Origin of the sequence: Enterobacter sp. HNDS-6 (assembly GCF_039850505.1) — a bacterium.
Classification (GTDB): domain Bacteria; phylum Pseudomonadota; class Gammaproteobacteria; order Enterobacterales; family Enterobacteriaceae; genus Enterobacter; species Enterobacter kobei.
In genome coordinates, this window is record NZ_CP156673.1 from 862,266 (window position 1) to 874,607 (window position 12,342).

The 12,342-nt window shown below is 45.4% G+C and carries 12 protein-coding genes, 1 other RNA gene and 2 pseudogenes; 7 read left to right on the forward strand and 8 right to left on the reverse strand.

The features are described 5' to 3' along the window. Positions 1-30: 30 nt before the first annotated feature. Positions 31-318, reverse strand: a complete 288-nt coding sequence (locus tag ABFI50_RS03905; protein ID WP_347485409.1) for an RnfH family protein — start codon at positions 316-318, stop codon at positions 31-33. Continuing rightward, positions 308-745 carry a type II toxin-antitoxin system RatA family toxin gene (locus ABFI50_RS03910; RefSeq protein WP_014832955.1) on the reverse strand — a complete coding sequence of 146 codons (438 nt, stop codon included), beginning with the start codon at positions 743-745 and terminating at the stop codon, positions 308-310. The genes ABFI50_RS03905 and ABFI50_RS03910 overlap by 11 nt, the downstream gene beginning before the upstream one ends. Positions 746-901: 156 nt before the next feature. On the opposite strand from ABFI50_RS03910, the gene smpB reads away from it, so the two are divergent. The 3 genes and pseudogenes from smpB to ABFI50_RS03925 all read left to right on the forward strand — a co-directional run. Further along, positions 902-1,384 (forward strand): SsrA-binding protein SmpB, encoded by a 483-nt coding sequence (gene smpB, locus ABFI50_RS03915; RefSeq protein WP_008502505.1) that lies wholly within the window; start codon positions 902-904, stop codon positions 1,382-1,384. 89 nt (positions 1,385-1,473) lie between these two features. Then, positions 1,474-1,837, forward strand: a transfer-messenger RNA (tmRNA) gene (gene ssrA, locus ABFI50_RS03920). Between the two features lie 138 nt (positions 1,838-1,975). Then, positions 1,976-2,652, forward strand: a pseudogene (locus ABFI50_RS03925) (tyrosine-type recombinase/integrase); the annotation flags it as partial. Between the two features lie 156 nt (positions 2,653-2,808). Here the strand turns inward: ABFI50_RS03925 and drt3b are convergent. From drt3b to ABFI50_RS03940, 3 genes and pseudogenes are all read right to left on the reverse strand, one after another. Next, on the reverse strand, positions 2,809-4,761 hold the full coding sequence (drt3b, locus tag ABFI50_RS03930; protein ID WP_248197278.1) for an antiviral reverse transcriptase Drt3b: 1,953 nt from the start codon (positions 4,759-4,761) through the stop codon (positions 2,809-2,811). Continuing rightward, complete coding sequence (gene drt3a, locus ABFI50_RS03935; RefSeq protein WP_248197276.1) at positions 4,754-6,016, reverse strand: antiviral reverse transcriptase Drt3a; 1,263 nt, start codon at positions 6,014-6,016, stop codon at positions 4,754-4,756. The genes drt3b and drt3a overlap by 8 nt, the downstream gene beginning before the upstream one ends. Before the next feature lie 270 nt (positions 6,017-6,286). Beyond that, positions 6,287-6,846, reverse strand: a pseudogene (locus ABFI50_RS03940) (phage polarity suppression protein). A gap of 512 nt (positions 6,847-7,358) precedes the next feature. On the opposite strand from ABFI50_RS03940, the gene ABFI50_RS03945 reads away from it, so the two are divergent. From ABFI50_RS03945 to ABFI50_RS03960, 4 genes are all read left to right on the forward strand, one after another. Beyond that, positions 7,359-8,081, forward strand: coding sequence for a hypothetical protein (locus tag ABFI50_RS03945; protein ID WP_347485414.1), 723 nt, complete (start codon positions 7,359-7,361; stop codon positions 8,079-8,081). Positions 8,082-8,083: 2 nt separating this feature from the next. Beyond that, positions 8,084-8,551: a hypothetical protein gene (locus ABFI50_RS03950; RefSeq protein ID WP_347485416.1), complete on the forward strand. Its 468-nt coding sequence runs from the start codon at positions 8,084-8,086 to the stop codon at positions 8,549-8,551. A gap of 492 nt (positions 8,552-9,043) precedes the next feature. Beyond that, positions 9,044-9,400: a hypothetical protein gene (locus ABFI50_RS03955; RefSeq protein ID WP_047624948.1), complete on the forward strand. Its 357-nt coding sequence runs from the start codon at positions 9,044-9,046 to the stop codon at positions 9,398-9,400. A 104-nt stretch (positions 9,401-9,504) separates the two neighbouring features. Then, complete coding sequence (locus ABFI50_RS03960) at positions 9,505-10,065, forward strand: YceI family protein (RefSeq protein WP_213783866.1); 561 nt, start codon at positions 9,505-9,507, stop codon at positions 10,063-10,065. On the opposite strand, the gene ABFI50_RS03965 is transcribed toward ABFI50_RS03960, so the two are convergent. From ABFI50_RS03965 to ABFI50_RS03975, 3 genes are read right to left on the reverse strand one after another with little or no spacing between them, the layout of a single operon-like run. Continuing rightward, a complete protein-coding gene (locus ABFI50_RS03965) occupies positions 10,057-10,848 on the reverse strand; it encodes a hypothetical protein (protein WP_023331123.1) in 792 nt (263 codons plus the stop codon). The genes ABFI50_RS03960 and ABFI50_RS03965 overlap by 9 nt on opposite strands. After that, positions 10,845-11,375, reverse strand: a complete 531-nt coding sequence (locus tag ABFI50_RS03970) for a sigma-70 family RNA polymerase sigma factor (RefSeq protein WP_045281725.1) — start codon at positions 11,373-11,375, stop codon at positions 10,845-10,847. Before ABFI50_RS03970 ends, ABFI50_RS03965 begins: the two co-directional genes overlap by 4 nt. A gap of 7 nt (positions 11,376-11,382) precedes the next feature. Next, a complete protein-coding gene (locus ABFI50_RS03975; RefSeq protein WP_014884932.1) occupies positions 11,383-11,910 on the reverse strand; it encodes a tetratricopeptide repeat protein in 528 nt (175 codons plus the stop codon). Between the last annotated feature and the right edge of the window lie 432 nt (positions 11,911-12,342).

Genomic DNA, 12,342 nt, shown 5'->3' on the forward strand with positions numbered 1-12,342 from the left:
GGAGAGGGTTAGGGTGAGGGGTTGTAAGCACTACTTACTCGCCTTCTCGGCACGCTGGCGACGCAGCTCTTTCGGGTCGGCAATCAGCGGACGATAAATCTCCACCCGATCGCCCTCTTTCAGCACGTCACCCAGCTTCACCGGACGGCTGTAAATACCGACCTTATTTTTCGCCAGGTCAATGTCACTGCGAAGCTCGAGGATGCCGGACGCGCGGATAGCCGCTTCTACGGTCGCGCCCTCGTCCAGCGTCACGCGCTGCAAATACTGCTTATCTGGCAGCGCGTACACCACTTCCACAGCGATCTTATGCGACACTGTAAACCTCTTTGGCGCGGGTCGTGAACGCCTGAACCATATTCGAGGCCAGCTCTTTAAAAATGCGGCCAAACGCCAGCTCAATCAGCTTATTGGTAAACTCAAAGTCCAGATGGAACTCAATACGGCAGGCGTCCGCGCTCAGTGGGGTAAACTTCCAGCCCCCCATCAGCGTTTTAAACGGACCATCGACCAGATGCATCAAAATACTCTGATTGCTGGTCAGCGTATTGCGGGTGGTGAACGTCTTGCTGATCCCCGCTTTGGAGACATCCACCGCCGCGGTCATCTGCGTCGGGCCAGACTCCAGAACGCGGCTTCCGGTACACCCCGGAATAAATTCTGGATAAGACTGAACATCGTTCACTAACTGATACATCTGTTCCGCGCTGTAAGGCACAAGCGCAGTACGGCTAATCTGAGGCATAGCATTTTCCATGGTCACACAACGGACAAATAATAACATTTATCACCTGTTAAAAAAACGCTAAGCCTCATCTCGTGCTAAGATAGCGCGTTAGACCTCACAGGACGCAATGAGGTGACTTTTTGAAATCAGATTACCGACGGCTTTACGACACTTATGACGAAGAAAAAAGCACATAAACCAGGCTCGGCGACCATTGCGCTCAACAAGCGTGCGCGCCACGAGTATTTCATTGAAGAAGAATTCGAAGCTGGCCTTGCGTTACAGGGCTGGGAAGTAAAATCGCTGCGCGCCGGGAAAGCCAATATCGGCGACAGCTACGTGATCCTGAAAGATGGCGAAGCTTTCCTGTTCGGCGCGAACTTTACGCCGCTGACCGTCGCCTCGTCACACTACGTGTGTGACCCAACGCGCACCCGTAAGCTGCTGCTAAATAAGCGTGAGCTGGAATCTCTTTACGGACGCATCAACCGCGAAGGTTTCACCGTGGTCGCCCTGTCGCTGTACTGGAAAAACGCCTGGTGCAAGGTGAAGGTTGGCGTGGCGAAGGGTAAAAAGCAGCACGACAAACGTACTGACCTGAAAGAGCGCGAGTGGCAGCTTGATAAAGCGCGCATCATGAAAAACGCAGGACGTTGATTCTGCACACTTATTGTACTATTCAATAAGTTAGCGTTCCGGGCTGGTATCCAGGAAGTGAAATCTGGTATACTCAGTTCAACACTATTGGGGCTGATTCTGGATTCGACGGGATTTGCGAAACCCAAGGTGCATGCCGAGGGGCGGTTTGCCTCGTTAAAAGCCGCAAAAAAATAGTCGCAAACGACGAAAACTACGCTTTAGCAGCTTAATAACCTGCTCTGAGCCCTCTCTCCCTAGCTTCCGCTCTTAAGACGGGGATCAAAGAGAGGTCAAACCCAAAAGAGATCGCGTGGAAGCCCTGCCTGGGGTTGAAGCGTTAAAACTAATCAGGCTAGTTCGTTAGTGGCGTGTCTGTCCGCAGCTGGCGTGCGAATGTAAAGACAAACTAAGCATGTAGTACCGAGGATGTAGAAATTTCGGACGCGGGTTCAACTCCCGCCAGCTCCACCAAAATTCTGCATCGGTGATTACCAGAGTCATCCGATGAAGTCCTAAGAGCCCGCACGGCGCAAGCCCTGCGGGCTTTTTTGTGTCTGTCGTTGTCCGAGGGCATCCGGCTAAACCCAGAGAAATTCGGTACACGTTTATGTTCGCCGCCTGGTACAGCGTATTAATGAGATTATGATTTACGCGGTAAATACCGACTTGATTGACGCAAACCCAACTTCAGGAGCTGGAATGGCTTTTGAGATGCCTAAAATGCAAAATATGCCCACGCTTAGACCAGAAGAATTACCAAGTCTGATGCGTTATTTGGTTATGTCAAATCTGTCTGTTCCTACTCGCTGTCTAATTGAGTGACAACTCCTAACCTTGTACGCCCTTCTTAAGCCTCCGATACCCGGTGGGAAGAGATCGACCTCGACTCAAAACTCTGGACAATTCCCGCTGAACGAATGAAAGCGAAGCGTGAACATTTAATTCGTCTATCTCCTCAGGAGATTTATATTCTTGAAATCATAGCCCCAATCATTAAGCGCCATGATCATGGTTTTCCAAGTAGAAATGCTCCTAAGAAAGCTATGAATAGCCAGACGGCTAATGCTGCACTAAAAAGAGTTGACTGGAATAGGAAACTAGTTGCTCACGGCTTACGCTCGAGATCTAGCACGACGCTTAATGAAGAAGGATTTAATCCAGACGTCATTGAAGCAGCACTAGCTCATTCTGATAAGAATGAGCTACGAAGAGCATATAATCGCTCTGTCTTTTTACAACAAAGAGTAGAACTGATGCTGTGGAGGGGGAATTTTGTAGAAAATTAAAGAGGTTGAAGCAACCTCATCCCTTAGTGTGTGCATTGCTGCTCTTGAGCGTCATAGGGTAGGTCAGGTTACAAGTAACTTACCTACCGTAATCAGCCCTAGTATATCGAAAAATCGTGTAGGGCATATTGGTTGCTTCAACAACAAATTAGCAATTCAATAGGCTTTTTTCAATTGTTTTTTTTCTAAGAAATTCAAAAGATCGACATTACTCCAGTCCACAAACCAAGGATTTGCTACAGAATAACTGATAAAACCATCTATTTTTTCATTGTTAGGAGTAGCCTCTTGCAATTCTTTTAAAATTGACTTCAACCATATTCTCTTCCATTTTAAATCAATATACGGGCAAGACATAACATCCAAGAAGAGCATTGCCTTTTCACTATAATCTAAAATACTATCACTTGACATTAACTTGGAGTTAATAACATCAACAACTTTACTCTTAAGTGTATTATAAATTTTTTTATTCTTTACAATATAAAGGCAGGACACTATATCAAAATAAGAATCAACTTCACTAAAAATATTCTCAACCAACTGTTTTGATAAATATCTTTCTTGATCTAGCTCACCTATAACATACATAATATTATATGCTTCAAGGCTAATCAGATTGTCTATGGCTACTTTGCTATTATTAGCAGATTTAAGAAAGTCTTCAATTTCAAAATAAACATATGATGCAATAAGCTCACTGTATGATGGTACTTTAGCCTTAAAATATCTGACAGCCACGATAAGTATTGATGCCAATTTATATGATGAACTTACAGAAGGAGCAACTCTGAAAAAGAACAATGAAATATTGAGCAAAACATACATTGCATTATATATATCTTTATCTTCGACTTGATTAACTGAAGAAGTTAATCTTTTAATTCTTTCAAAAATCGCCGACACAATATAAGAGGCAACCTCACCATATCCCGCATTATTTTCGGCACATACTATTTTGACCTCATCTATAAATTTGTTAGCTAGTTTCCTATTATTATATATTGGCTTTGCAATTAATTTCATTTCATCATCATACCCAAGAAAAGATTCAATAAATAAATTCATTCTTTGATTGACATGATGTATAATTTTCGTTTTTGCTGTGATAAAAGGTCGAGTGTTTTTTGTTACTTTACCCAAATTTATATGCATGTTATATTCACTCAATTTATCAGCGTAAACCTTGTATATAATTTCGGCATTAGTTTCAGTTTTAGCAAAAATAAACACATCATCAACATAACGGCGAATATCATAATCGATACCTTTGCATATCGATGGTTCAATATTATTTAATTTAAATTGAACATTTAAATCTATTTTTTGAAATATTACCTCAGCAAATATTCGACTGATTTCTGGACCGATAATTACTCCATGGGTCTCGTTAAAGTTGCAACGTTGCATTAACTTATCAAAAGCATCACCAAAGTTTAATGATTTATTAGCTAACATACCTTTAGTGAAAGTCTTGTTTTTTGCTGCCCAAGAAATTGAATGAGTATAGATACTATCAAAACATTTTGAAACATCTAATGTATATAACGTATTATATTTACGCTCAAGGTCAATAAACTCACTAGACATAAAGAACTTATAAAGGCGATCATATCCGTGATAGCCAAAATATGAAGAAGCATGTCGAGTCAATAGTTCATTTTTGTATGTATCAACAGGCCCTCTCTTATATAAATTTTTGTCTTCCAACAAGTTTTTATAATAATAAGTACTTGCAACCTTAACCGGTCGCCGAATAGAAAAATCACTACGGGAACAAAAATTGATCATCATTTGATTAAAATGGAGATAAAAATCTCGCATTTCAATCTGAGATATGGGGTGCGGGAAGGCTAAACGTCGAAACTCCGTCTCATTTTTATTAATTTTAAAGACATAGGGAATGGTATACCTTCCCTTCTTCTTTTCCCCAAAAATTACCCTCTGAATCAATGCCTTAGCAGTATCATTGGCCGTTGGATATTTAACTACATTGTTATAAAAACCATCATTGGACACTATTATAGGTGTTTCATAAGGTATAGTTTCAGTAACTAAAACCCTATTAAAATCTTTTTTGTTAACTCTTACTTCCTTTTTTTTAGACATATTTCCAACACCTTTGAATTTTCATCATCTTTGAAGCAGAGTAATGGAAGAAATGACGTTTTTCATGGCCTCTAACAAAACTAATCTTAAGTAATCGATATTTTTTGAATTGGTTTAAGTTCGCATGAAAATCAAAGAAAACCTTACCGCTAGATGATAATACAGCTTTTCTTAAAAATATATCCAGTTCAGCAAGGCGCTTGGAGGATTTAGCATCAATAAGGGGATAATTAAAATGAATGCCCGACAACCGTTTTAATACTCTATCTGAGTCTAAAACACTAAAGTTTGTGGAAAGGAATTTTAGCCTTTCACATAGCAACTCAAAATCATTGGTTTTATTAAAATCAATAATCGAATAAATCACTCTGCTTTTTACTTTATTAGCCTTTGAATGTGCAAGATCAATTTCAATTACCCTATGGAATCCTCTTATGTTGCACTCTTCAATTTTATCTCCAACGCTAAAATCGTACCCTAAATATTCAAAGGATAATAATTTTTTGGAGGGTGCAGTGTTTGTTTTTTTAGCAGATTTTGGAATCAGATCGCTAATATAATATTTCTTCCCTTCATTAAATTGCAATCCATTCGGAAGGATTGATTTTACATTCTCGACAAAAGCATCACTATCTTCATAACCACTAGTGACAATAACGATATCATCTACATACCTAGCATAATAAAAAACGGAGTATTCATCTTTCACTTGATTATCGAAATCATACATTAGTAACTCTGCTAGGTATGCACTTATTGATAATCCTCTTGGTATCCCTTTCCCACCATTAAGATAAAACGAATAAAGAAATTCCTTTAGGAGTTGCTTTGTTTTAAGTTCTAACCGTTCCAATCCATCAATTTTATTGAATATATAGTTTTTATCGAAAGATTCATAAAATGAAGATACATCCAGCCTGTATATTTTATACTGTGAGCACTCTGATAAAAAAACACTTAATGTATCAACAATCTTTGTTCGAGAAGGTAATCTTAATTGATATAGTTTAGATAAATTTTTTTTAATTTTCCTCAAGACCAATACATCAGCTAATTCATCGGCCCAATATACTGTTTTCCCTCTTAAAACGGATGAGCGTAAATTATACCCCAGGAACCCATCTTTATATCTTTCGATAGCCAAGTTAATAGTCTTTTCTCGAACACTGTCTAGACACAATGCTCTATTTTTATGGAAATCCTCAGGCTTGAAGCATCGTGAGAGCGTGCGCGGATTGAAAGACTGATCATACATACAATCATCCTGACTTAAGTTTTATATAATATTAATATTGCCTCCGCGAAGAATTCCTTTCAAGTCTTTTAGCGCGCAATGCTCTCCCCGCCCCGCCTACCCGCTTAAGGGGGCGCTTTTAATGCAGGTGCAAGACCGGCCTCAGGGCGCGCCAGTGCTGACGCTGGCGGGGATTCAGTGTCGGTAAAACGCATGCATAACCATGCACCTTATACATGTATGGCTCTTTCACGTGAAAACAGCGGGGTTTGCGGGGAGTTTTTGAAAGGACTACTGTGCAGTCAGTTCTGCACGGCGTCGGGTGTAATTCAGGTTCTGTGTGGGGGCGAATTTTCACGATTATCATCGCACGAGGCCGTGTCAGGTCTGAATCCGATGGCCGTTAAAACGTTATTATCCTGCGCCGAATAATTAATTATTTCATAGGCCGCCAGCCAGACCTGCTGCGCCTCATGAAGATAGTCGACCATATGTTGCATAACACTGCGCCGAACGGCGGAATGTTGCTCAGAAAAGTTCATCAGCTAAGGGGCAAGGGCGACGGCCAGCTCCGCGCAGTACGTCTACATAAAATCATTCAGACGGTTACGGATACTGATGCACTGCACCTCCTGCGAGCGGATATAACGCCCGGCAGTCTGATTAATTTCCCATTTTTTCACGCCGATAATCTCGCGCAGCGTTTGCAGGCTATGGACGCTGTGGCCCCTACCGGCAAGCTGTTATCGGTATGCCTGTTCGACCTGCTTCAGTTCATCCCTGCATTGCATCCAGTTGGATTTATTGGCCTGACAGGCCTCAAAGGTTTTCTGTGGCGTCAGTGTGGTCACGTATGTTTCTCCTGATGGCTGGCCGTGCTTACTCACCGGCACGGTTAACGGTGGTCACCGGTGAACGTATAACCCCGTCAATGGATTAAAGCGTGCGAAACGTGGCCAAGCATTCGATGTGCATTCACTGACGATAGCGCGGTTTAACATTCTCAGACAGTGGACGGTTGGTGCGGGTATGCAAACTTATTTAATAGGACAAGCAATAAAACATACTTATGCCACACTTTCTTTAAACCATCTTTAACCTGCTTTTCGAGAAGAACATAAAATCAGCCCACTACCAAAGAGCGCTGAACCAGCAAAGTAATCCCTAATAACAATATCCATTCTTTTGAATCAACAAATCATTCATAGCAAAGCACACCTAACTCCCTCGGCATCCTATTGAAATAAAAGAAAAAACATAAAATTAAAAGCTTGACCAATCAATTTTAAAAAGACCTTTTTCCTATTATGTGCTAAAAATTTATTCAACGCATCTCAGAGCCAATGACAGGAATAATGAGAATATGGATACGACGTTGCTGAGCGCATTAGATACCGATGGACGCGATAAATTCGAAAGCGCAATAAATGCTTTGCAGGGCGATGTTTCCGCTGCTGCCACGAGGTTGTCAGTTGATCCCCGCTTACGCCTTGAGTACTCAAAACGAATCAAAGAAATGTCCGCTGACTTAAGGGCAAAGGCCAATGCAGGTGTGATCTCATGGGAAAAGGCGGCGCAAGAAGCCCAGACAACCCGAAATCTTATAATGGATATGGTGAGATCGCGCAGCACTTCACTTGGACGGGCAATGGCCGAACGTATAAAAAGTGAGGGTAAAACGCTTAATGAGTTGGTAGCGAAAAAAGCGAAAGCTTTATTCGGCCCTCAGGCAAATTTTAATAGCCTTTCGGAAACACAGAAAAATCAGATATATGCAAGTATCGTTGAATCCGCAGGCAAGTCTAACCCACAAGTAAACATGAAAATGATGCAACTCTCTCGCATTGGAAGGGGCCTGATTGTTCTTTCAATCGCGATTTCTGTTTACGAAATTTATACCGCTGATGATAAGGTTTCTGAATCAGGCAGACAGATAGCTATTAACGGTGCAGGTATTGCTGGTGCTGCTGCAGGTGGCGCAATGGCCGGATTAATGTGTGGGCCAGGCGCGCCTGTTTGCGTGCTCATCGGTGGCTTCGTCGGCGGCGCTCTTGCTGCATGGGAAATGGGACGTTTGTGGAATTGATTATGCAACAGGTTAATTCAATATCTTTGGTAAAGGTTCGCAACGCTACCGATGTATCTCAGGCTCAATCTGACGTTGTGCTAAATAGTAAAAGCACCGGCATTATTGTACCGGGGCAAGTGTTTGAAGCAGCGGTCCAGGTTAATGAGCAGCGTTACATCCTGTTTCTTACGGATGACATTATTTTCGAGGAATCCCTGACGATTGCCCTTATTGACGTTCATGACGGACTTAAAGAAATTGTTCGTATTGGAAATGAGTACTCGACAGGGAGTTTTGCGGATCTCCAGGTCAATGACGATAGCGTAGATTTCACGTTTATTGGGGACAATATCTGGACACTGAAAGTATCAGATTCACCTCGCCTGCGACTTCCTTTTGTTTCCGATCCAAAAGGTGTTAAACGGGAGTCTGGTCTGAAAAAGTACATAACGATTTCTGCCACACCGGCGTCGGAAAACATAAGCTGAAGTCATTATTTAACAGAATGAAAAGGCTGTCTGCTGAGCTTGATAAATGCTTCTGAGAATTATGCAGACACAGATAGCCAACCAGAATCGGTAATAACCCCATTCATCTGATGAAATCCTGAAAGCCTACACGGTACAACCGCTGCGGGCTGATCAGTACCATCCCCCCACCGCTCCCCTTTCCCTTTGACACACATCAACGACACCTCCCCTCCCGCGATTCAGAATAAAAAAATACCACCCAGTGCTACGGATTAGCCGCCCCACCCGGAAGGAAACCCACCATGTACAGACCATAACCGTCATACTTTTCATTCTCCTGACCCTCGCCGCCCTCGCAGAAATAGGCGTTTTATCCTTTGGATAATCCTTAGGCAAAATACCCCGCGTCAGGATGCATTGATCTCATTACAGTTTTTTCCTAAAGCCATCCCGCTTCGCCTGTGCCAGGCTGAATCACGCTCATAACCGAAAACGTTAAATGAGGATATTATGAAAAAAACAATTATCGCATTATCTGCCGTTCTGCTGGCTTCCCCAGTATTTGCTGCGACCACACATGCAACTGATGATACCGTCGCGGCAGCGAACGCAAACGCCAATGAGGCGAAGCAAAAACTGCACGAAGAGCAGAACAAAGGTGAAGAGCTGAAGCTGCAACAGCAGCATGCTGCGGAAGGTAAAAGCGAGAGCCTGGGCAGCAAGGTCAGCGAAGATTCCCAGAAAGCCTGGCATAAAACCAAAGAAGGCACCGAGAAAGGGTGGGATGCCACCAAAGAAGGCGCTGAGAAAGGCTGGAATAAAACCAAAGAAGGTGCCAGCGAGCTGGAAAAGAAAGTCACTGAGTAATCTTTACGCTCAAAAAAAGGCCGCGCTTGCGGCCTTTTTTATTTCTTCGAATATAATTAGCCCCTCAGGCGTTTACGCAGTGCGCGTTTATCGGAGAAACCACTATGTATCGCCTTTTTGCCATTCTGACCGCCCTGCTGTTATGCCCGTCCCTGTACGCCGCCCCAAAAAGCTATCTTATCGACAGCGATAACACCGCTATTCGGCTATCGTGGCATGCCTTCGGCGGCATCCTCTCATGGGCGACGTTCAGCGGTGTAACGGGTGCCGTGACGCTCAACCCGGATAACGACGTCGACGACTATATTCACGTGACCATTCCCGTAGCGACGCTGGTGGCTTCTAACAAATTGCTCACCTGGCAGCTGAAAAGCGACATGTTTTTTGAATCCGAGCGCTACCCGACCATCGAGTTCGTCAGCTCACGCGTGGTCGCCCTGAGCGCCGGGCGGTTCAGGGTATTCGGCACGCTGATCGTACGAAACATTGCCCGGCCGGTGATCCTGGAGGCCGTGTTGAAAGACCCGCATGCACAGGCCCCCCGGCTTGATGCCACCACGGCGATCTCGCGCGCATCCTATGGAATGGATAAGTTTGCGCTGGTCGTGGACGATCGTATAGCCATTGCCATTGCAATCAAGACGAACGATGTGCCGTCATCCTGAGATGAGGCGCTGTAGCTGCTCCGCGTTTGCCCGCAGGTGAGACGGCGGATTGCGGCCAATCAGGACAAATTGATAGCCCGCATCCTGCCACCACGCCAGGTTCATGCTGTGCCGCTGCTCCTGGCGGAGCGAGGCCGTCGCCTTCTCATCGACAGGCGAGATACAGAGCGCCATTGGGCCGTAGTCGGCGTTGAGCCAGGCAATCTGCGCGATAGAGGTCGTTTCATAGCGCAGCATGCGCACCATTTTAAGCTCTGCCCCTCGCAGAATAAGCTGCGACATAGTTAGCTTCATGCCGATATCCTGCGCCGCCCGTTCGAGCCCGCGCTGCAGGACCGGCGCTGCGCTGTCCATATCCAGCAGCGTCTCGACGCTGTACAGGGACATATATTGCGCTTCGAGGTCGCGAATATGGGCGTTCTCATCCGCTGGCGCGGAAGCGGGCCGCAACAGGTAGCCCAGCCCGGAGCCGACCATCAAAAAGCTGACCGACGCGGCAATCAGCGCCCGCCTGCTGACGCCAACCGGCGTGGAGGGCCGTGGGTCAGGAAGCGCCGTCAGACGCGCCTGCATCGTCTCAAGAGGCGCATCATCCAGCAGGGAGGCAAACGCCCCGGCGTAATCCTGGCTGCTTTTCATCAGTTCGGCGGTTCGCCCGGAGAGGCGTTCGTCACTGTTTAAATGCTCTTCAAATTGCTGTGCGTCGGCGCGGCACATCTCGCCATCTATCCATGCCACGATAGCGTCGTCGTTATAGGGCGGTGCAAAACGGTGCGCGTTCAAGAACGTTTCTCCTTTACCGGAGGCAGTGCGTCGACGGACCTGGCAAGCCGAGCCCGTGCCGTGGCCAGCCGGCTCATCACGGTACCGATCGGCACTGCCAGCGTGTCCGCCGCCTCCTGGTAGGTAAAGCCTTCGACATAAACCAAAAATACCGCGTTACGCTGGGCTTCGGGCAAGGCGTTAACGCGCTGCATCACCTTCAGATAATGCAGGCGCGTCTCATCCTGTTCGCGGGTATCCGGCGCGAGGAGTTCGTCGCTGGCCACAAATCCCTGCCCCTGACGCACGTATCGCGCCCGAAGTTCAGAGATCCAGATGGAGTGCAGGATCGCGAACAGCCACCTGTCGATGCGTGTGCCCGGCGTATACTGGCTGCTTTTTTCAAGCGCACGCACGCAGGTGGACTGAACCAGCTCTTCGGCGATATCCCTGTTGCGCGACAACACCAGTCCATAGCGCCAGAGACGCGACAGGTGTGCGGCTAACTGTTGACGAACCTCACTGGTTGCGATGAGTTTTCCCTCCACGAGAAAATCAGGATTCCGGATGTCCGTTGATGGCGGCCTGCAGGTCGCGATACTCCTCGCAGGACTGGCCACAAATACCGGCAATCACCTTCAGTTGTTCTTTCGCGAGATCGGGTCGTCCTTTTACCATCCACGCTTCACCGAGATACTCCCGGGCTTTGGCATAATCCGGTGCGATAGCCAGCGCGCGCTGGTAGTAACCAATGCCTTCGTCCGTACGGCCAAGTTTGCGCGTGGCGAACCCGCGATAGTTCCACGCTTCAGCCGTATTGCTATTTTTCAGTGAATCAAGCAGATTCAGCGCCGCCTGGTACTCCCCTTTCTTCGCGAGATGGTACGCATAGTTGGTTTTGTCCTGATCGCTGAGGCTGCTGCTCTTGTCCGGCACGCATTTCTGGGTGGCGCTGTCATAAACCTGTCCGGAAGGACAGTCGGGCGTTTTGCTCTCGGTACTATTATCGCCCATTGCCAGCGCCAGCGGAGACAGCAGGGAAAAAATCAGCACCGGGATCAGGCGAAACGAGGTCGTGTTCATATAAAGCTCCTGGGTTAGAAGGGAGTGACGTCAGTAAACGCCCGACCGGCGGTTTTTATTCATTCTTCCGCGATTTTTTACCGTCCAGAAAATCATGCCTGCGACGTAATCACATTGAAAATAAATCAGGTTATTTTATATCTATCTTCCCATTATTATTATCCTGCAACCGCTAGCAGAGTTTTAACCCCCTACAAGAATATATTTTATTACACCGGTGATATAATATATCTTATATCAAAAACGTTACCCTAACTTAAACACACATTAAGCACGATTAAATAATCACAATTTAAATTATATTTAAAACATCTCCCAACAATAATTACACTGCATCTTCAGGATGACTAAGTCACAACACACAGAAAATAAAAATCCATAAAAACATAACGATAGAAAAACACATCAATAAACACCATCAATACATTAATG